The sequence below is a fragment of the Enterocloster sp. genome, from assembly GCF_057861365.1.
In genome coordinates this window covers 187,061-206,599 of the sequence record NZ_DBMACH010000001.1, presented here as the reverse complement: position 1 = coordinate 206,599, position 19,539 = coordinate 187,061, and the positions used below count along the sequence as shown (strand labels likewise).

Annotated in this window: 19 protein-coding genes; 5 read left to right on the top strand and 14 right to left on the bottom strand. The window is 41.3% G+C overall.

Annotated features, from left to right (window positions below; all coding sequences use genetic code 11):
• The first annotated feature begins 175 nt into the window (after positions 1-175).
• Positions 176-1,564: a magnesium transporter gene (mgtE, locus tag ACZM6M_RS01105; RefSeq protein ID WP_337434618.1), complete on the top strand. Its 1,389-nt coding sequence runs from the start codon at positions 176-178 to the stop codon at positions 1,562-1,564.
• A gap of 54 nt (positions 1,565-1,618) precedes the next feature.
• Here mgtE and ACZM6M_RS01100 read toward each other — a convergent pair whose 3' ends face one another.
• The 3 genes from ACZM6M_RS01100 to ACZM6M_RS01090 form a co-directional block, all read right to left on the bottom strand.
• Positions 1,619-2,902, bottom strand: coding sequence for a TIGR02679 domain-containing protein (locus ACZM6M_RS01100; protein WP_337434619.1), 1,284 nt, complete (start codon positions 2,900-2,902; stop codon positions 1,619-1,621).
• Between the two features lie 3 nt (positions 2,903-2,905).
• Complete coding sequence (locus tag ACZM6M_RS01095) at positions 2,906-7,006, bottom strand: TIGR02680 family protein (RefSeq protein ID WP_337434620.1); 4,101 nt, start codon at positions 7,004-7,006, stop codon at positions 2,906-2,908.
• Between the two features lie 197 nt (positions 7,007-7,203).
• Positions 7,204-8,418 (bottom strand): IS110 family RNA-guided transposase, encoded by a 1,215-nt coding sequence (locus ACZM6M_RS01090; RefSeq protein WP_489489394.1) that lies wholly within the window; start codon positions 8,416-8,418, stop codon positions 7,204-7,206.
• 282 nt (positions 8,419-8,700) lie between these two features.
• On the opposite strand from ACZM6M_RS01090, the gene ACZM6M_RS01085 reads away from it, so the two are divergent.
• Positions 8,701-9,339: a hypothetical protein gene (locus ACZM6M_RS01085; RefSeq protein WP_489489393.1), complete on the top strand. Its 639-nt coding sequence runs from the start codon at positions 8,701-8,703 to the stop codon at positions 9,337-9,339.
• 421 nt (positions 9,340-9,760) lie between these two features.
• Here the strand turns inward: ACZM6M_RS01085 and dgt are convergent, their stop codons facing one another.
• The 8 genes from dgt to ACZM6M_RS01045 form a co-directional block, all read right to left on the bottom strand.
• Positions 9,761-11,146 (bottom strand): dGTP triphosphohydrolase, encoded by a 1,386-nt coding sequence (dgt, locus tag ACZM6M_RS01080; RefSeq protein ID WP_340277630.1) that lies wholly within the window; start codon positions 11,144-11,146, stop codon positions 9,761-9,763.
• A 134-nt stretch (positions 11,147-11,280) separates the two neighbouring features.
• On the bottom strand, positions 11,281-12,573 hold the full coding sequence (locus tag ACZM6M_RS01075) for a plasmid recombination protein (RefSeq protein ID WP_489489612.1): 1,293 nt from the start codon (positions 12,571-12,573) through the stop codon (positions 11,281-11,283).
• A gap of 169 nt (positions 12,574-12,742) precedes the next feature.
• Positions 12,743-12,946, bottom strand: coding sequence for a hypothetical protein (locus ACZM6M_RS01070; RefSeq protein ID WP_390469313.1), 204 nt, complete (start codon positions 12,944-12,946; stop codon positions 12,743-12,745).
• A 107-nt stretch (positions 12,947-13,053) separates the two neighbouring features.
• Positions 13,054-13,287: a complexin-2 gene (locus tag ACZM6M_RS01065; RefSeq protein ID WP_340277655.1), complete on the bottom strand. Its 234-nt coding sequence runs from the start codon at positions 13,285-13,287 to the stop codon at positions 13,054-13,056.
• Positions 13,288-13,383: 96 nt separating this feature from the next.
• Entirely contained in the window at positions 13,384-14,514 is a 1,131-nt protein-coding gene (locus tag ACZM6M_RS01060; protein WP_489489391.1) for an AAA family ATPase, read from the bottom strand.
• Positions 14,511-14,834, bottom strand: coding sequence for a plasmid mobilization protein (locus tag ACZM6M_RS01055; RefSeq protein ID WP_340277635.1), 324 nt, complete (start codon positions 14,832-14,834; stop codon positions 14,511-14,513). The genes ACZM6M_RS01060 and ACZM6M_RS01055 overlap by 4 nt, the downstream gene beginning before the upstream one ends.
• Positions 14,818-15,918, bottom strand: coding sequence for a site-specific integrase (locus tag ACZM6M_RS01050; protein WP_340277637.1), 1,101 nt, complete (start codon positions 15,916-15,918; stop codon positions 14,818-14,820). Before ACZM6M_RS01050 ends, ACZM6M_RS01055 begins: the two co-directional genes overlap by 17 nt.
• A gap of 20 nt (positions 15,919-15,938) precedes the next feature.
• Positions 15,939-16,118: a MerR family transcriptional regulator gene (locus tag ACZM6M_RS01045; protein ID WP_117509452.1), complete on the bottom strand. Its 180-nt coding sequence runs from the start codon at positions 16,116-16,118 to the stop codon at positions 15,939-15,941.
• A 323-nt stretch (positions 16,119-16,441) separates the two neighbouring features.
• Here ACZM6M_RS01045 and ACZM6M_RS01040 point away from each other — a divergent pair, with 323 nt between their 5' ends.
• A complete protein-coding gene (locus ACZM6M_RS01040; protein WP_340277643.1) occupies positions 16,442-16,969 on the top strand; it encodes a helix-turn-helix domain-containing protein in 528 nt (175 codons plus the stop codon).
• A gap of 341 nt (positions 16,970-17,310) precedes the next feature.
• Here ACZM6M_RS01040 and ACZM6M_RS01035 read toward each other — a convergent pair whose 3' ends face one another.
• The 3 genes from ACZM6M_RS01035 to ACZM6M_RS01025 are packed head-to-tail and all read right to left on the bottom strand — an operon-like array spanning position 17,311 to position 17,948.
• The gene (locus ACZM6M_RS01035) at positions 17,311-17,481 is read right to left on the bottom strand and encodes a hypothetical protein (protein ID WP_173878471.1); all 171 of its coding nucleotides are present in this window, start codon (positions 17,479-17,481) and stop codon (positions 17,311-17,313) included.
• Between the two features lie 25 nt (positions 17,482-17,506).
• The gene (locus tag ACZM6M_RS01030) at positions 17,507-17,719 is read right to left on the bottom strand and encodes a helix-turn-helix domain-containing protein (RefSeq protein WP_173878473.1); all 213 of its coding nucleotides are present in this window, start codon (positions 17,717-17,719) and stop codon (positions 17,507-17,509) included.
• The gene (locus tag ACZM6M_RS01025; RefSeq protein WP_268803005.1) at positions 17,706-17,948 is read right to left on the bottom strand and encodes a hypothetical protein; all 243 of its coding nucleotides are present in this window, start codon (positions 17,946-17,948) and stop codon (positions 17,706-17,708) included. The genes ACZM6M_RS01030 and ACZM6M_RS01025 overlap by 14 nt, the downstream gene beginning before the upstream one ends.
• A 192-nt stretch (positions 17,949-18,140) precedes the next feature.
• On the opposite strand from ACZM6M_RS01025, the gene ACZM6M_RS01020 reads away from it, so the two are divergent.
• Together ACZM6M_RS01020 and ACZM6M_RS01015 are read left to right on the top strand one after the other, a co-directional pair.
• Entirely contained in the window at positions 18,141-19,064 is a 924-nt protein-coding gene (locus ACZM6M_RS01020; protein ID WP_489489389.1) for an amidoligase family protein, read from the top strand.
• A 16-nt stretch (positions 19,065-19,080) separates the two neighbouring features.
• The gene (locus tag ACZM6M_RS01015) at positions 19,081-19,536 is read left to right on the top strand and encodes a gamma-glutamylcyclotransferase family protein (RefSeq protein WP_173878479.1); all 456 of its coding nucleotides are present in this window, start codon (positions 19,081-19,083) and stop codon (positions 19,534-19,536) included.
• Positions 19,537-19,539 lie beyond the last annotated feature (3 nt).

Below are 19,539 nucleotides of genomic sequence, written 5' to 3'. Positions count from 1 at the left end.
CGTCTGTATATATGAGTGAATACCATTGTCTGTTCCAACACAGCACTACATAAGCAAAAGCGATTGCAGTCTGTTTTGTTTGCAGCCGGCAGTGGTTTTTTTATGCCCTTTTTGCTGCGAACAGAATTTCTGTACCCGCCTTTGCCCAAATCAGCTTGTAAAGGAGGACAATGAAATGGCAGCAAACACAACAGCAGCAGGATACAGCCTGGAAATCGCAGAGCTGATCCGCAGCAATCTGACTCCAAAGAGAATGCAGGAACAATTATCTTCCTACCATGAAAATGATATCGCATTGGCTCTGGATCTTTTAAATAAAACAGAACGCACAAAATTATATCAGATCCTGGATTCAGAAGCACTGGCGGATATATTAGAATATTCCGACCATATTGCAGAATACGTCCAGGAATTAAGCATCCGAAAAAAAGTCGATGTATTTTCCCGTATGGAAACCTCTGATGTAGTGGATGTACTCCGGCACCTGGAAAAAGGGGAACGGGAAACGCTCATCGACTTACTGGATCCTGAGGTACGCTCCGACGTAAAATTACTGAGTTCCTTTGATGAGGATGAAATCGGAAGCGTTATGTCTACTAATTACATCGTTGTTTCCGATCACGCCTCTGTCAAAGAAGCCATGTCTGAGCTGGTTCGTCAGGCAGCGGAAAATGACAATATCAGCACCATCTATGTTGTCGATCAATATAATATATTTTATGGAGCTATTGATTTAAAGGATCTGATCATAGCCAGAGAAGGAACGGATCTGAAAGGTATCATGACCTGTTCCTATCCATACATTTATGCGCGTGCATCCATCGAAGACTGTATCCCTCAGCTTAGAGATTACTCTGAAGATTCTATCCCGGTACTGGATAATGACAACAAACTAATCGGTGTTATCACTGCCAGCGATCTGGTAGAAGTCGTTGGAGACGAATTAAATGAGGATTACGCAAAGTTTGCCGGTCTTTCTGCTGAAGAGGATCTGGAGGAACCCATTTTTCTCAGCGTAAAAAAACGCCTTCCCTGGCTTTTTATCCTGCTTGGAATGGGCCTTGGCGTATCGGCAACCGTAGGCCTCTTTGAATCCATCGTCGCACAGCTTCCTGTTATTATGTGTTTTCAGTCCTTGATTCTGGACATGGCAGGTAATGTAGGAACCCAGTCTCTTGCTGTTGCGATCCGTGTACTTATGGATAAGCAGCTTTCAGGAAAGCAGAAACTGGCGCTGATCATAAAGGAATCACGGGTAGGATTGACCAACGGTTTAATCCTTGGTGCCCTGTCATTTCTCATAATCGGAGGTTATCTGGTTCTAAAGGGAAATACCGTCTCCTTTGCCTTTGCGGTTTCCGGATGCCTTGGCACAGCTATGGTACTTGCCATGCTTATCTCTTCTTTATCCGGTACAATCATTCCTATTTTCTTCCAGAAAATAGGAGTGGATCCGGCAGTAGCATCCGGCCCACTTATCACAACGGTAAACGATCTGGTGGCCGTCATTTCCTACTATGGATTGTCCTGGATTATTTTAATCAATATTATGCAGCTTCCATAGGAAAAACATAAGGCCGAAAATGTATATCCGCATTTTCGGCCTTACCGTTTATTCCTAATCCAGATAAATCTCGATCATAGCCTCCTGATAAGCGGCTTTTTGCTCTTTCTGCATCCATTTTTTTATTTCCAGCAGTTCGGGTCTGTATACATGATCCAGCTTTTTGATCCGGCTGCCGCTTAACCTTACACCGGACAGATACTTTTTATACCACTCTGCCTCATATTTCCATAAATACAGCGAATCTTCATACCGTTCTTTTAATCTCTGGGCAATCAGAAGTCCCTCCGGATCAAAATCTCCTGCATACAAGAATTGATGCGTTTCCCTCAGAAAATCTAACAGCAGGAAGGATGCCAGTCTTGGCTGTCCATTGATGCAGACCGCCGCACAAGATGGATTCCGGCTTGTCAAAATGGAAAATACGGCCGGATTTTCTACCACATATACTTCCCGCTTCTGTGCAGTAACTTTACCCAGTTCTCCAAGGGTACGCAGGGTCAATCGAACAGGCTCCTTCTCTTTTAAAAATCCTTCAATTCCTTTATGTATGCATCCATCCTGTTTCCAGGCGTGCAAACCATAAGCCAGTGTTTCATTAGACAGATCATCCTTTAAAATACCTGCCTGATACAGCAGGCAGCTCTTCTCTTCTGCCGGAGACATCTCATCACTGAAGCTGCTTTTAAACTGGTCTTTCAGAAATAAAATCAGAAGTCTTTCCGCTGTTTTCCCGGCGTCAAAATAATGGGGATTTCCTGTTACCTGCGCTGCAAACACCGCCAGAAGCTGTTTTTTTCTTATAATGCAGATCTGCTGATAGGCTTTCATAATATTTTTCAGAATATCCCTCAGTCCTTCCGGATTTTCCCGATACTGCTGCATCAGAATTTCATAGCCATTGCTATGTTTTTCCAGAACCTCTTTCAGCCACATTCCCACCGGATCTTCTTCCTTTCCATTCAGCAGCCCAGCAAAGAAATCCTTTCTTTTTTTCTCTTCCTTCTCTTTTTCTTCTTTCTTTACCGTCAATTTTTCTCCAAAATAAGCCTCAAGGAGCATTTCCCCGGAAATCCCGGAAAACCGGCTTTCAGCGAGACATTTTTCCAGCAATCCGGCGGAAACGGTTACTGTTTTGTTTTCTGTATAATCCTTTTGTAAGAATCCGCTTAAGTCCTGCTTTTCTGCCAAAGTAAGCCCGGACAGAACTGCTTTTCCTCCCATATGTCCCAGGCTGGCATATTTTTCTTTAAATTTTTGAAAGAGCTTTTCATAAACAGATCGCTGCCGGAAATAATCCAGGCATTCGTTCAGCTTTTTCTGTCCGGTTTCATCCATATTTTATCCTTTCTGAGCCATCTGATCTGTTACCATTACCTTCTTCTTTCCATTCCACAGATAGCGGATCACAGAAACAAATCTGGCATTTTCCGGCCGGATGAGCTGATAGATTGCCAATGCAGGAACTGTATCATAATCCCCCCATAAAATCTGAGAATTGATCATAAAATTAAATTCAAACTCTACTATAAGGCGGAACATATCGCGGATATTCATTTCATCCACACCGGCAAAGGCCTCATCCAGAGAAATCATTTTCGGCGCGTCTTCACGGGCTCCCGCATATTTGGCTGCCACTGCGGAAAACAACGGTACATACATGGACATGGCTTTTTCGCCTCCGCTGAACGTAAAGAATACCCGGTCTGTAAGTTCTTTCTTCTTCTCTCCTGTTTTCTGACACTCCAGCTGGAATTCAAACCATTTCCGATAGTCCAGAACCTCCCGCATCGTCGCATGGAAGGACTGCACTGCTCCTGTATCTCCCGCAAGCTTCCTTGCTTCCTCAATCTTGGAACGGAAATGCAGCGAAATTTTGTCTATTTCTTCGGGACGCATGATTTCGGCATCCTTCTGCAGTAATTCCACCAAAGCTCTGGTATCCAGCTGTTCTTCTTTTTCTGCCCGTTTATTTTTCCACCGCAGGCTCAGTTTCAATCCGCTGGAAGTCTGCATGGATTCCATCAGTCCGTTCATTTTCTCTACCCAGCGTTTGCTTGCCTGAATTCGGGCACGTATTTTTTTACTGATGGTATTCGCCAGAATATCCTCAAACAGTTCCCGGTCTCTTTCACTTAAAACCTTGGCCAGCCCATCCGCATCTTCACAGAGTTTTTGCAGCAGCTCCTTAAATTTTACTGCGGTTCCCCTGTATTTCGCTGAAATATCAATTCTCTTTGCGCTCATATCCAGGAAGGAATTTTCATCATTCAGGTCTTCAAAAAGAGAGGACAGTGTAATCTGATAATCCAGAAGAAATCCACGGTTCTGATGATAAACCTCCTGCAAACTGCCAAAAACATCCTCCTGCTTTTTATTTCCGCAGCTTCCTGAAAGCTGTCCGCAGACTGCCTTTGCCAATCCGTCCATATCGTCGGTTTCCTCAATTACATCTTCCGTATATCCCAAACCATATTCCAGCTTAAACACGGTTCCGTATGTTTCTTTTTTATCTGAAAGCTGTTCTTTTTTCGTTTCATTTTCCCGTATTTTATCCTGCAGTACAGCTGCTTCATTTTCTAATCGATTCTGCCTTCCTACACAGCTTTCTCTCTCACCGGGCAGAAGAATAAGCCTCTGCATACAATAATCCAGACGTTCTCTTATTTGTTCGTAATCGGTAAGATCCAGCTGTTTTCGTACAGAAACCAGAAATTCTTCCAGTTCCCTGACCTTTATTAAGATTCTGCTCAAATCATAGCGGATATCATCCAGATCCTGCTCTATATCATCCCTGTACTCCTGCTGGCTTTTCACATGCAGGACTCCATTTTGATAGTTGCCATAAGACACCTGAAGCCCGGCAAGCAGATCTTTATATTTATGCAGCGATTCCAAAACGGAAACAAACAGATCCAGACGGGGAGAAAGGTAACATTTCGCGCACAGCTCCCTTACTTTGATACGAATTTCATCCAGTTTTTTCCGTTCTGTTTCCGTGAGCGCCTGCTGCTCTCCTACCCGCCTGACCGCGAGTTCCAGACGGTATTCCCAGCCTGCAAGCTCTTTTGCGGCTATTTTTAAATCTTCATCTTTTGGAAATTTCTCCCACTCTCTCCAAATAAGCTCCAAACGCAGGCCATTCTTCTCCAATGCAGCCTTTATTGTTTCCACCTGCTGCATTTTGTTATGACAAAGCGTTTCCAGTTCTTCTATTTTTTCCTTCCTGTATTGTTCTCTGGCTCTGATACCGATAAATCTGGCATGGTATTCTCCGGTAATCGTTCCTTCCAGGACTCCCAGACGATAATTTCCCCGTTCATCAATCCAGGTTCTTCCCTGATCGTTGCTTCTGCCAAATCCAATGGAAGATAAAATTCCTGAAATCTTCTGATAAAACAGGATATCATTCTCTCCGTTATCTACATCCAGCACCTTTGTCAAATTTTCCCGTACATGAGAAACATCGCCAAAAATATACCTGTCGCATACGCCGCAGTCCAGTTCTAACACTTTGTCTCTGTATTCTTCCGAAATGATCAATGCATCCAGTATTCCCATCTGCTGAAGAGCCTCTTCCAGGCGGTCTGCCTGCTGTGATTCCATCCCTGTTCCAAACTCTATGGTCTTATAAAACTGCTGATAGGGAATCCCTTTTTCTTTTAAAAGACTGCGGTTTTTCTGTACGCATTCCGGCTGCTCCGGTTCCGGCTCTTTCTGCGTCTTCCACTCGGTCAGCTCCTCCTCTAATCGCTGTAATTCACCGCTCTCATTTTCCATCTCCTGCTCCAGCAGCATTCGTTCTCTGGTAAATTCGCTTTCCTTTTCATATAATGTTTGTTTCGCCAGCTCCCGTATTTCAGAATAATCGCTCCCCTGTTCATACCCCTGAATTTTTCTGGAAATCTCCTGCATCACATCCGGCGTGAGAGAAAGTTCTTCATTGCTGCGTTCCCAGAGATATACCTGTTCTGTCAGCTCTGCCTTTGTTTCCTGCAAAAGACGTTCATACTGCTGCACCTCCCTCTCTGCCCCATTTCGTTCTGCCTGGCATAAATCCAGTTCCTTTAAATAACGATCATATTTTTCCTGGCAGTTTTTTTCCTCCGTCAATCCCTCTTTTCCCCGCTCTGCCTGCTCCGTATACCTTTTCAAAAGCTGTACGTGGGACTCAAACGAATAATCCGGATTTTTATCTTCCAGAAGTTCTTTTTTCAAAAAGGAAAACTCATCAAACGGTACGTCTTCCAGCTCATCCTCCATTTCCTCAATGCAGGTTTCTATCTCTCCCCAGATGCGTTCATTTTCTTCCTCTCCCCGTTTCAGCCGTCTCTCCGTTTCCTGCAGCTTATCCTTTTTCTCCTGCTCCTGTCTCTCTTTTACACACTTTTCCTCTGCCTTTTCCCGCAGTTCTCCCGTTAATTTCAGTTCCTGTTCCTTTAACTTTGCCGCATCGCTTTTTGTGAGGGATTCTTTTTCCTTCTTTAAAACTTCTTCCTCCCGCGCAAGCTCCTGATACCGCTGTTTTTCTTTTTCCAGCATCACTGTTTTTTCATTCAGTTCTTCCAGCTGTCTTTTCCCCATACGTTCACAGTCTTCATAGGCGTTTCCAGCTTCTGCAAACATACGGGCTTTATTATAAAGTACGATCCGGTTATACTGGTCGTAGATTTTTTCAATCTGTCTGGCCCCCCGGATGCTCTCATTTAAGCTGTCCATATTTGTTTTCAAATTATCCATATTTTCAATCGCCTCAGACATGGGCCGCAAGTCATCTTCCGATAAGGTCTGCAGCGAACTGCTCAGAATTTCATTAATAACGGTAGGCTTGAAATCTTTAGAAAGCTTTGGCGTACGAAGCTGGATCAAAAGCTCCAGCAGTTCCTTATACTCTTCCTGGGTTTCAAATCCAAACAGAAGGCGATTCACACAGGCTGCATATTCGCTTTGAGTCTCCATCACCTTCCCGCCATCGCCAATCCTGTTTTTTAACTCAATTTTAGAACAGGTGATTTTATTTTCCAGATCTTTATACAAAAAGATATCATATCCCACCCGTCTGTTATCTGTAATACAAAAATACCAGGATTCCAGCTTTTTATTCTTTCTTGCACGGATTCCCAGCCCCAAAGTCAGATATTCTTCACTTCCCAGACGCTTAAATTCCATATAAAGATATCCGGTTCTCTCATCCCGGTCATCATTTTCTTCTAAAAGATAATTCTCCATTTTCCTTGCACGGGAGCCAAATGGGTCCAGCCTCTCCGGACGCATATTTCCATCCAGTAAAAGAGGAATAAAGCTCTGCATGGTAACTGATTTTCCCGAACCATTTGAACCTCTTAAAAGCATACGGCCTTCCGAAAATTCAAACGTTTCCTCATCATAGTACCAAAAATCCACCAGTCCTGCCCTGTTTATCTGCCACTTTCCACTATTCATCGCCTTTGTCCTCTTTTCCAAAATCTTCCGGATATTTTAGTGTGAAAGAAAGTAGAGGAAAGCCATAGATTGGCGCACTTGAATAAGCTGTCTAAAGCAGGCAACTTTTTGAAGTGTTATAGAGTTAGGAAATTAGTTCAAGAAGCTAATGGTTCATCAGGAGGAAGTAATCCTTCTCGTTGCAATAGTTTCCTGGCTTATTTGATAGCCTTCGCCTTTTGTTTTTCAACAAGAGCTACAGGCATGTCGATTTTGTAAAGATCGCTCGGATTCCACTGCTCACCAGTAGACAGCATCTGGTAGATGGCGGTAAGAATCATACGGGCAATAGCGATAATGGCTCTTTTCTTGCCACGACGTTTAACAAGAGATTCATATTTCTTTTTGTAGTAAGGAGATTTGTCAGATTTTACGGCTGCATGAGCACACTGTACTAATGCAGGTTTGAGGTAGACTCCGGCACGTGTAATCCGGACAGATTTCTTCTTACCAGCAGATTCATTGCTGCCAGGTGTTAAACCAGCCCAGCAACATAAACGTCTGGAACTTGAGAACTGAGACATATCAGTGCCAATTTCGGAGATGATAGTGATTGCACTATCACGTTTGACACCCGGAATGGTACAGAGGAACTGGACAGCATTTTCAAAATCAGTGTTAGAAGAAATCATATTTTCTATCATTTTATCAACATCATTGATTTCGGCTGTGATATAATCCATATGTGCGCGGACAAGGCGCATACGGTATTTTTGGGCATCAGTCATCTGATATCCTTCGACGGATTCTATAACAGCATCTTCTTTGGATTTGAGGCTCCGAAGAAGTTTTGATGCGATTTCTTCGTGGTTAATGGATGAACCCGATTGTTCAAACAGATAGTCGATAATGGATGTGGATGACTTCCCAAAGATATCGGAAACAACAGAATCTAATGCAACATTGCAAACAGTAAGAGCATTCTGATATCTATTCTTTTCACTTGAACGGCAGGAAACAAGCTTGTAACGATAGCGAGTGTATTCCCTGAGAATACGGACTTTCTTGCAGGGAATATAACTGCCTTTGACAAGTCCAAGACGGAACAAATCCCCAATCCATTTAGAATCTTTTGTATCATCTTTGTTGCCTTTCACCGCCTTTACCCATTTAGGATTGGCAATGACAACATTGATATCATCTTCCAGAAGATTAAAGACAGGAACCCAGTATTTACCTGTGGATTCCATGCAGACATCATGGCAATCATTGTCGAGAAGCCATTGCTTGAATTCAAGAATTGAATTGTTAAAGGTGGAAAAACGCTTCTTTTGGTAAGAAGGCTCAATGCCGCCGGTAGTTTTTACAATTGTGGCAACGAGAAAAGATTTGTGAACATCGACACCACAACAGGTTTGATAAGTAACTTTCATAGTCAGACTCCTTTCGTGAATGATAAGAAGCCATTGACTGAACTGCCACACAATTAAACGAAAGGCTTAAACAATTCTTAGTGTACAGATTCATGATGCCACTTATTTGTGCTTGAAAAGGCAGAACTTACACTGATTAATATGCTGTCTAAAACGAAGGAAGTTATTACAACTCCTCCTCCCGTGCTTTGTAGTGTAGCTTCTTGCAAACTATTTTACAGCACAGTATAGAGAGTTGGAACACTTTCATTACTATTTGTGCCGCCAGCCGAAGGCGGCGGAATGGAGATTAATATGATTGGGAAACTGAAATGGGAAGATGTTTATTTACTCTGGAATAATGAAAGTTATAATTTTCCTAAAATCCTCTCCGATCCCATGACTGCCAAAACAGTATTTGTGGAATACGATGGGGACGGTTATATCTACGGATTTGACTGGCTTCAAAATAATACAGCACAGGCAAGGAAAGAACTGATACAAAAGAACCCTCTGGGATTTCTATATTTTACCCAGCCTACAAATAAAGGAACCATTCAAACCGTTGAAATATTAGTGACTGCAAAAAACGAAGAAGAACTCGCTGCTATCTGGATTGCCGCTATTTCTAAAGAATTATGTGATCATTGGTATGAAAATAACATTGGGCAATATGCAGCTATGCTTCATATCGCGGCATGTGAGTTTTTACAAACCCGATATTATTTATGGCATCATGCCATGAAAAGACTAGTGCCGGAAATTTTAATTCCACCGTCCATTCTTAATAATATTATCTGCAAAGATGCATCACCTATCATAGGACTTATTCAAATGAATACGATATTGCTGAAAAGCTCATGGAGCATTCTGAAATATTCCTCGTTGAAAGATGAGGATATGCCGGAAATTTGTTGTCGTATTAACGATTTAAAATCCTAATAAATGGCTGTATTGATTGCATTACCAAAACACGACTATCTAAAAAGATCACTCACACTCAAGAAGCCGAGAAATCCGCTGCTTAAACGGATTCTCGGCTCTCTCTTTACTGTTATTCAAACTCGGCGTGTTCTTTGCTGTTGCTAACTATATTTGTTTAAGCTTTATACAAAGACACACCTGTTTTTACTTCAATTACATCATTTATTCTGGCTTACTGATTTTCTGTTGCCAAAATGTTGCCATGCCTTTATTATAAACAAATCCTCGCAGATTGACAATACATTTCAAAATGTTACGCAATAAAAGTCCATTTTCAAAAATATAAATATAAGGTATCGCAAACCCACTCATTACGTCCTGAAGTCTCTAAAAAATAAAGTTTTAAAATACCCAAAGCGTAGCAGTGCCATCAAAAATTTTATATAAAAAGCTCTCGATATAACTTTTTCGCATAATTGTCTGTCATTCCACTTATATAATCTGTAATCATAAGGATACGCAAATACAGTTTCTCTTGTTCGCTTTTTCCATAAGACTCACTATAATACATTACTTTATAAAATTCTGATACCGTATCTATCGTTCTTTTTTCTATAAAAGTAGTTTCTTCTTCTGTAGAATACACGATAGCTGCTGGCATAAACTGAGTTAATAAGGAATCTATAACCCTTCGACCGAATAATTCTGTTCGTGTTTTTATCGAACTGGTGTAAATAAATCGCTCACTCAATTTTGCAATTGTATCAATAATACACCCCGAAATACTATTATCAAATAACTCTCCGTTAAAATTGCCTTCCATTATGTCCTTGTAATATCGAATAAAAGCATTTCCTGCGTCTTGTATCATAACTTCCCGTATATACCTAGTCCACCTTTGTATAGATGTTAATTCAGGCTTTTTCTCATCAGCTAATAGCTCCTCTTGATACATTTCCTGCAATTTACCCATATATATTTTTGCTTCGTCCCCTAACGGTTCTTCTTTCTTATCCTCTTGAAATGCTCCCATTATCTGAGAAAAACTTATGACTTTTTTCACCATAGCATCCTCTAAATCCGAAGTACGATATGCAATATCGTCAGCAGCTTCCAAAAGATAAGATAATGGATGACGGCTTCCATTCAACCCCATACTTAAATTTATATCCTGAAACAACTCACATTCTGAGTAGTTATAACCAATTTTCTTATAATGTTTTGGATTATTGTATTTCAAGTCAGCTGATGAGATAGGATATTTTATAATAGTTCCTAATACTTTATAGGAAAGATTAAACCCTTGTTTTCTTCCCAAATGCGGGGTCTTCGACAACAAACGTAAGGATTGAGCGTTTCCCTCAAAAGAATATAAATCCTGTTGTTGCCAATCAGACAAAATATCTACCACTTTCTTTTCCCCTAGTGATAAATATTTTAAATTCTTTATAAACCACTCTCGAATTGCGTATTCTCCAAAATGCCCAAACGGAGGATTTCCAATATCATGTACTAACCCCGCACATAGAAGTACATCCGAAAATTCTTTCTCTGTATGTTCTTCAAACCATCTATCCATTTTCTGTTTTCTCAACTTATAAAATACATACTCTCCTATCTTTTTTCCAATAGCTGAAACCTCCAGAGAATGCGTCAGACGTGTTCGCACATAGTCATCATCGTCTAGTGGAAAAACCTGTGCTTTATCCTGTAGTCTTCGGAACAATGTACTACAAATAATTGTGTCATAATCATTCTCATATATAATACTTTCTTCCTGGTTTATATAAAAATGTTTTTCTGACAACAGCTCATTCCACTGCATAATTATCATCTCCCACAAATTAATATTTTAAAGAAAAAATATTCTAACACCTCTTTTTACTATTTGCAAGTATATCTTTATCTAAAGAGTTACCAGCTAGTTACCAAGAGCGTTTTGAGTAACCCTTTAAACTGTCACCGGGCTTCCCTACTGTACTTTCTCCTTGCAGCCCGTTTCTGCTCCGCTTCTATCTGTTCCTGTTGCTTTGCCCGGTCAATAACTGCGTTTACCTGTTCAACACCAACCACTGACTTTACACGTCCAAAATCCGTTGCAATCGTCCTCAATTCCCGGTTTTCTTCTAAAACTTCTTCCAGTCTGTTTGTCAGCCGCTCATTTCCGCTTCGCCCTCTACTATACGCAACTTGCAGTTTTGTATATCGGTTGGAAATATTCAGATACTCCCGATACACAGACCGTAGAACTGTTACAATTTTCCCAATCAGCGGCTTTGCCTTTTTCTCTCTGTAAGTCTTTCCGCTTTCCAGCGTTCCAGCTTCCGGCAGCACTTCCTCTGGATCATACGAATATTTAACCGCAAATCGTTCCATATCCTTTACCATAGGAGCAATTTCTGTCAGTTTTTTATCATATCGTTCTGCTTCTTCCTTAGCTTTTTCTGCCTGTTTATCTGCTTCCTCACGATTTTCTTGTGCGGAGTGTATCTCATGCTCAAGATTTTCCAATTCATTCATCCATTTTTCACTGACTTCCAGTATTGCAACATTATGTTCTTCCAGACTTTCTTTTTTCGCTTCCAATTCTGCAACTTCTTTTGCTCGTTCCTGCTTCTCAAAGTCCAGAACCGATAAATGCTTTTCATGTGTTCCTTTCTGCTCCCACTCAATCCCATGTTCCAGCATAACAGCCGCAAGCTGCTTTTTCTCATACAATACCCATTGATTTAATTCTGTTTCCCTCCTTGTACCACCCTTAAAACCAAGAACCGACAATGCCTGTTTGAGAGAAACTCTTGTATCAAGTCCTCGTTTGCTCCCTGTCATATATGGCACAAAATCTATATGCAGATGTGGCGTAGCTTCATCCATGTGGAGACATGCTGAAAATACCCACAACGTAGGATTTCGCCGTTGAAAATCACGCATATATTCATCAAGCACCTTTGCCGCAAGTTGTCCGTTTTCGGTTGTTGCACCCATGTTGTCTCTATCCCCGATTTGCAGAATAATTTCATGGAATGGTTTTTCCTGTTTACCGGATAAGATTTTCTCATAGTAATTATCAATCCTGCGGTCACTTCTGGTCTGCTTCTCATTATATCGGGCAAGGGCCTCATCAAACAGTTCGTGATATACGTCTTTGACATTTTCGTTGCAGTATTGCACATTCAGATAACTTCTTTCTGGGTCTGTATTCTTTGCATGAAATTTCCTGCTGTTATGATTGACAGAGCCTTTTCCTATCATAAAACTAATCGTTCGCTTCAATCTATATCCTTTCTCCCTATTCGGGTAATCAGCGCCGGATACGGCGCATAAGCTTTGTTACTTTCGTCGAAAGTAACGCAAAAGCACTTTTGACAGCCGTTCTGTCCATCAAAAGGTGCTGTTGCGCCCTGCCGGGGGCTTTTCCGTCCTACGGACGGGCGGATTCCAGCCGCTTTGCTTCCACCGCCATAGCTTTTCGGATAGCCGATAGTATATTTTCTATCGTATATTCGTCCCATCCGGCAAGCCATATCAATGTTCGCTGTTCATCTTCTGTCACCTCTACCTCTCCAAATATTTCATTGAGGGTAGCTATCCTCCGGGTTTCACTTTCGTAAAAATATTTGTTCACGTTCCGAGTTCCCCCACTCCGGCTGAATTATCATCCAATCACACCTTTCTCTTTGTCTGCTATCCACAGGAGCGTGACACGCTCCTGTCTATTATCATCAAGGAAAACTACCAGCGGAAACTGTCCGGCACTCCACGTCTATCCAAATATTCCTGTCTGGCTTTTTCCCGTTCCTCCTGTGTGGGAGCAGTCTTATATTTCCCATATAATTCATGCTGCACCAAGGAATCCAATTTCTTCTCCAATCCCTGCCGGATTTCCTCCAAACAGGTATCATCTTCCATCAGATGATAACGGAGCAACAGCATAAACAGTTCATAAGGAATCTGCACATTCTTCATCATTTCACCCTTTCTGCGTCGGTTTGCGTCGATAGCGTCGATATTTTACCAGCCTGCTATCAAAAATACCGTCGCAACCGACGCATATCGTCGCTTTTACTCCTTTGGTTCAAGGCGTTTCAGAATGATTTTTCTTTCATGTCCCCGTTTATTATCATAGAAAATCCCATAGTCATTGAGTAGCTGACTGTTGACGGTATTCAGCCTTCTGGAAAGCACATTCGCCTGTAGCTGCATATCCGGCAGCTGATTTACAAGCTCTGTTGCAGTCCCCTCCCATTCCTGCCTGTCCTCTGTCAGAAACGCATTGATTGCTTCCAAAAGAGGGTTTGGCGACTGTTTCCACAACTCTGTTTCTGCCTTCTTGAATTTCCAGACACAACGCTCACGGTCAAACTCTATGGTCAGTTCCTGATCCGGCTGGTCACGTCCCACAATGTCCATCACAGCTTCATTGTCTGTCCGTTTCTTTTTGTGCATGATAAACGCTCCATCTGCCGCACCCGACAGTCCATTTGTGCCGGAAATCATATCAAAGCTGTCCTCAGATTCCAGCTTGCGTGTATGATGAACTACCAACAGGCAGATACCATATTTATCACTGAACGATTTCAGTTTTGTCACAATCTCATAATCACTGGAATAGCTGTACCTGTCCCCACCGACTTCACGCACTTTCTGGAGCGTATCAATGATAATCAGCCTTGCATCCTTATGCTCTTTCAAAAATTCCTCCAACTGCTTGTCCAGCCCCTCATTCAAGGTCTTTGCCTGTGTTGCAAAATACAGATTATCCGCACATTCCATACCAAACATACCGGACAGCCGCCGTTGAAGTCTTGCATAATCATCTTCCAATGCCAGATACAGCACTGTCCCTTTCCGTACCGGATAATCCCACAAAGGAATCCCCATTGCTACATGATAGGCAAGCTGCGCCATGAAGAACGATTTTCCCACCTTTGGCGCACCTACAAAGAGATATATGCCGCCATAGAGAAAGCCGTCTACAATCGGTATTCTCGGCACAAAAACGGTGTCGTATAATTCCGGCATGGACATAGTTTGCAGTCCGCCACGCCCGGATTTCTCCGGTTTTTTGGTGGCTTGCTGATTGATTTGTTTCTGCGGATTTGCTATAATTTCATTGTGATTTTTTTCATTCGGCTGCACCCCATCTGCGCCAACAGATGATACGGGAGCAGTCGTTTTCATTTTTCCCATCATTCATCTTCTCCTTTCAGTCCCTCTAACGTAATTGCAATTACCTGCAACGTATAAAGCAGTTCATCATTATCCGGGCTTACTGTTTCCAGACGCTTTAACTCCTCATGAATAGCTGCCATCTGATTTTTTAATGCCTTATAAACTCTCGGATTTCCCTGTACAACCACATCCCTGCACGTCAGTCGTCTTATGATATATTCCTGCTTTGTCAAACCAGACAATGCTACCAAATTATTAAGCAGCTTCGCTTCTTCATCCGATACCCGAAATGCTACGGTATGATTTCTCCAACGCCCTTTATAATCAAGACTTCTTTCCATTGCTGTTCTCCTTTTCCATTCGCTCCATTTCCAGCTTTTCTGCCATTTCTGTCTGAACAGTTGGAAATAAATGTGCATACCTGTAAGTGATTTTTTCTGCTTCGTGTCCTACCCGTTCCCCAATCGCCAGCACTGAAAATCCTATATTTATCAGCAGCGATACATGGCTATGCCGAATATCATGCACCCGAATCTTCTTCACTCCCGCCTGTTTTGCACCTCGCTCCATCTCATGGTTGAGATAAGATTTTGTAACCGTAAACAGCCGTTCATCTGGCTTGATGTCATAGAACATTTTGATATACTCCTGCATTTCTTCGCAGAGAAACGGGGGCATTTTTACGGTACGGTTGCTTTTTGCTGTTTTAGGGCTTGTAATAATATCACGCCCTTTGGAACGGTGATACGTCTTGCTGATCGTGACTGTCTGCTTCTGGAAATCAAAATCAGCAGCAGTAAGAGCCAACAGCTCACCGGAACGGATACCGCACCAGTAAAGCATTTCAAAAGCATAAAAGGAACGTGGCTTATCCATCATGGCTTCTGAAAATTTCAGATATTCCTCTTTTGTCCAGAAGTCCATCTCCTTTGGAATTTCATTTCCCATTGTGCCAGCCCGTCTTGCCGGATTGTAAGGCAGATTATAAAAATTTACAGCATGGGTAAAAATTGCTGTAAGCTGTGCGTGTATTGTCTTCAGATAATCTGCTGAATAGGGCTTACCTTTCTCATCCTGATACGCCATGAATTCATTCTGCCATGCAATAATGTCTTTTGCTTCAATCTCTGCAATCTTCCGATTTCCAAAATAAGGTAAAATCTTTGTGCGTATTACATGGCTTTTAGATTCCCATGTACTTTCTTTGACACGCTGCTTTTTATCTGCTTCATAAAGTTCAAAAAAGCTGGCAAATGTCATATCCAGTTTGGAGTTCTGTTTCAGCATAACCTCATGTTCCCATGCCTGTGCTTCTCTTTTTGTTGCAAACCCACGTTTCTGTGTCTGTTTCCGTTCCCCTTTCCAATTCGTGAAACGATAAATTACCCTCCACGTTCCCGTAGCATTGTCTTTATATACAGCCATTTCCATCATCTCCTTCCAACTTAATCACTGTAACAGACCTTCTTATGAAAAAAAGTAGTATTTACACGCCCCGCTACTGTCATATACCCTTGTTTCTGCAATTCTGTGTTCAATTCCCTTACAACCTGATAGGCTTTGGACTTTGATACCCTTAATTCTGTTGCCACTTCTTCCACCGTCATAAATGATTTTTCTGCCATCTATATCCTCTCCTTTCCCTAAAATTCCTGCCGTTCTCTCCTTCCCGTTCTGACAGGCAACCCTTTTCGGCGCTGTGCCAGTCCCTCTACATAAGGGACGCTCGCTTCTTCTTTAAAGGTCATGGCGTTTGTTCGGTTCGGACGGTCATTCAATTATTAACTCTATTTGTTTAAGTTGCGCTTTTATGATACTAAATAAATTCCGTTAAGTCAAGTGGTTTGCAGAAAAATCTTAACTTTTTTTATTTAAGTTCCACTTGCTATTCCTATTTCATCATGTTATACTAACTTCAACAGAAATGTTTAGTATCGGAGGTTTTATTATGGCAATCGGCAAAAGAATCCGCTTTTTCCGCAACCGGAAAGGCATGACACAGAAACAGTTAGGCGAACTCCTCGGTTTTCTAGGAAAGACCTCTGATGTCCGTATGGCACAATACGAATCAGAATCCAGAACACCGAAACAAGACCTTGTAAAAGAAATGGCACATCTCCTCGATGTAAGTCCTCGTGCAATCACTGTGCCGGAAATAGACAGTTATATCGGACTTATGCACACACTTTTTGCGTTGGAAGATATGTATGGCTTAAAAATCGGAGAGATTGACGGAGAAGTGTGTCTGCGGTTAGATAAATCTGCCGGAACAACCTACACCACTATGTTTGATATGTTCCATGCATGGCAGGAACAGGCTGCCCGTCTGGAACAGGGCGAGATAACCGAAGAAGAATACGACCAGTGGCGGTACAAATATCCCGAATTAGACACCTCAAAACAATGGAGAAAGGTCATTCCCTCACAAGAACTCAGCGACCTTATCTTACAGGACTTGAAACCCAAATCCGACTAATTTTCGACCTCGAAACGTACAAAAACCTTACCGACTTTCAGCTTTATTTCTGAAAATCAGTAAGGTTTTCTGTTATTGAAGTATTCTATTATTCAGTGAGTGATACTCTAAATGTTGCCAAATCGTTGCCAGCACTTAAATAAATTTGCTTGCACCCCTCATAAATAAAGGCTTTTCCAAGTCCATTTCATCACTCAAACTCAAGATTCATCAGAGTATTTCTTGTAATTTCTTATTTTTGCAGTCCGCATTTCTGCATTATTTTTCTTCTATTTTTTTTATTCCTGTCATTTCGTTTCATTATTAACATCATAATAACATCACAAACAAATACTGTTTTCTTATTCTTTGTATTCTTCAACTTTTACCCAATCATAGAAAAATTTAGCATATATAACTTTAAAGATTAACGTAAGTTTCCACCTTGCTTTATATACCTTTTCTATTTCTTTTATTCCAGTTCCGTCTACAGTTGGTTCTCCGCCTATCAGGCGCCCAGTTATTTTGTACATTTCCCACCTCTACTATAAAAGTAGTTTATTCTTTAGTTGTGCTATTGTCAACCTCTATTACATCCGAGATCTCGCAATCCAGGACCTGACAGATCTTGTCAATATGCTTCAGCTCAACGTACTGATCCTTCCCCATTCTCGCTAAGGTGCCACTGCTGAACCCTGCCATCTCTCGCAGCTCCGTCTTTTTTATGCCCTTTTCGATTAGTGTTTTCCAGAGAGGCTTATACGTTATCATTTTCAATCACCTCCCCGTATTTTTCTAAGTAGCATTTTTCACTGTCAAAAAGTATCCAATATAATTCCTTTCCTTTTTGAGCTATATTAACCGCCTTTACCTTATACCCGTTTTCCTCCAGGTACGAATGATATCCCTTAATCCTTCTCTCTGCATCCGGAGTTATTGCATCCCATAAAGGATAAGATTTTGGTGCTCCTTTGATATAACGAATTTTTGGTATATACATTTTATCTCCTCCTTCTCTTTTTTATAGAATACAAATATTTTCTATAATTATCAATATTTCTTCTAACTTATTAAATATTTTTTCTAACTTTTTTTATTTTTTCTATTGACACTCGTTGTCCATATGTTAATATACAACCACAGAAACAAGAACATACATTCGTAGACGGCGAATGAATAAGGAGGAAGCATTATGTCAGAACTTTTAAAAAAGCAAAAATTTGGAGTTGAAGTAGAATTCACCGGTATAACAAGAGAAATGGCCGCAAAGGCTGTTCAAGAAATCGTTGGCGGAACAATTTCCGGTCCAAAAAGAGATGCTTACTACACAAGAACCATAAAGGATTCACAACGAAGAACATGGAAAGTGATGCGAGATAGTTCAATTTCGCCAAAGACAAATGTCGGAACCGCAAATATAGATGAATACAGAGTCGAATTCGTTACACCGCCTCTTAAATATGAGGACATTGAGACTTTACAAAACATCATTCGAAAATTCAAAGAAATCGGCGGCGTTCCTCATAGCAGCTGCGGTATTCATATCCATATTGACGGTGCAAACCACACAGCCACATCACTTCGTAGAATGGTAAACTTCATGTTATCCAGACAAGAAATCATATATGAAGCATTGGGAGTTGGGGAAAGAAAAAATCGCTGGTGCAAACCAATCTGCAAGAGCCTTTACGATACAATGAAAAAGGAATCTAATCTCACAAAAGATAAAGCAGAGCAAATTTGGTATAGCGAGGCGAACGATCATTATTGGGGCGGCGTAAACCACAACCATTACAATGAAACAAGATATCATGCACTTAATCTTCACAGCTTTTTTTCAAAAGGGACTGTAGAATTTAGGCTTTTCAATAGCACATTGCATGCTGGTCGAATCAAAGCATACATCCAGTTTTGTCTCGCTTTGTCCGCATGGTCAATAGAGTCAACCGGCAAAGTTGTCTTCAGAAGCGTTTCTGGGTACTCTGCTGATAAGAAAGTAACTTTGATGTACCACATTTTAACAAACAGGCTTGGGTTGTACGGAGATGAATTTAAAACTTGCAGATTCCACATGATGAAGAATCTTAAAGAAAACACCGCAACCATAGCAGCGTAAGAGAGGAGGATTAATTATGAAATTATATGTAGCTTATGGGAGTAATCTGAACAAACAACAAATGAGGCACCGTTGTCCAAGTGCCAAACCGGTATATACCGGTTATCTGAATAACTGGGAGTTGATTTACAGGGGAAGTAAGACAGGATCATACGCAACAATACGTCGAAAAAAGGGGTATCGGGTTCCCGTTGTAGTATGGGGCATTCAGCACTCAGACGAAAGAAACCTTGATATATATGAGGGCTATCCTCGGTTTTATTCTAAGCAAAACGTCTACGTGACTATTTCGGACGATTCGCACATAAAGGCCATGGTTTATATTATGTTTAAAGGCGCGAAGCCAGGACAACCAAGCGAGAGATATATAGATACCATATATCAAGGATACAAGGACTTTGGACTTGATTATGACTTTCTGAGAACGTCCTTATTAACAAATATTCAAGAAACGAAAAAAGAGAGGGGTTAAGCC

Coding starts and splice junctions, on each gene's coding strand:
- mgtE (WP_337434618.1), top strand. CDS start 176: ATGGCAGCAAACACAACAGCAGCAGGATACAGCCTGGAAATCGCAGAG.
- ACZM6M_RS01100 (WP_337434619.1), bottom strand. CDS start 2,902: ATGGATGAAACCGGACAGAAAAAGCTGAACGAATGCCTGGATTATTTC.
- ACZM6M_RS01095 (WP_337434620.1), bottom strand. CDS start 7,006: ATGAATAGTGGAAAGTGGCAGATAAACAGGGCAGGACTGGTGGATTTT.
- ACZM6M_RS01090 (WP_489489394.1), bottom strand. CDS start 8,418: ATGAAAGTTACTTATCAAACCTGTTGTGGTGTCGATGTTCACAAATCT.
- ACZM6M_RS01085 (WP_489489393.1), top strand. CDS start 8,701: ATGGAGATTAATATGATTGGGAAACTGAAATGGGAAGATGTTTATTTA.
- dgt (WP_340277630.1), bottom strand. CDS start 11,146: ATGCAGTGGAATGAGCTGTTGTCAGAAAAACATTTTTATATAAACCAG.
- ACZM6M_RS01075 (WP_489489612.1), bottom strand. CDS start 12,573: ATGATAGGAAAAGGCTCTGTCAATCATAACAGCAGGAAATTTCATGCA.
- ACZM6M_RS01065 (WP_340277655.1), bottom strand. CDS start 13,287: ATGAAGAATGTGCAGATTCCTTATGAACTGTTTATGCTGTTGCTCCGT.
- ACZM6M_RS01060 (WP_489489391.1), bottom strand. CDS start 14,514: ATGATGGGAAAAATGAAAACGACTGCTCCCGTATCATCTGTTGGCGCA.
- ACZM6M_RS01055 (WP_340277635.1), bottom strand. CDS start 14,834: ATGGAAAGAAGTCTTGATTATAAAGGGCGTTGGAGAAATCATACCGTA.
- ACZM6M_RS01050 (WP_340277637.1), bottom strand. CDS start 15,918: ATGGCTGTATATAAAGACAATGCTACGGGAACGTGGAGGGTAATTTAT.
- ACZM6M_RS01045 (WP_117509452.1), bottom strand. CDS start 16,118: ATGGCAGAAAAATCATTTATGACGGTGGAAGAAGTGGCAACAGAATTA.
- ACZM6M_RS01040 (WP_340277643.1), top strand. CDS start 16,442: ATGGCAATCGGCAAAAGAATCCGCTTTTTCCGCAACCGGAAAGGCATG.
- ACZM6M_RS01035 (WP_173878471.1), bottom strand. CDS start 17,481: ATGTACAAAATAACTGGGCGCCTGATAGGCGGAGAACCAACTGTAGAC.
- ACZM6M_RS01030 (WP_173878473.1), bottom strand. CDS start 17,719: ATGATAACGTATAAGCCTCTCTGGAAAACACTAATCGAAAAGGGCATA.
- ACZM6M_RS01025 (WP_268803005.1), bottom strand. CDS start 17,948: ATGTATATACCAAAAATTCGTTATATCAAAGGAGCACCAAAATCTTAT.
- ACZM6M_RS01020 (WP_489489389.1), top strand. CDS start 18,141: ATGTCAGAACTTTTAAAAAAGCAAAAATTTGGAGTTGAAGTAGAATTC.
- ACZM6M_RS01015 (WP_173878479.1), top strand. CDS start 19,081: ATGAAATTATATGTAGCTTATGGGAGTAATCTGAACAAACAACAAATG.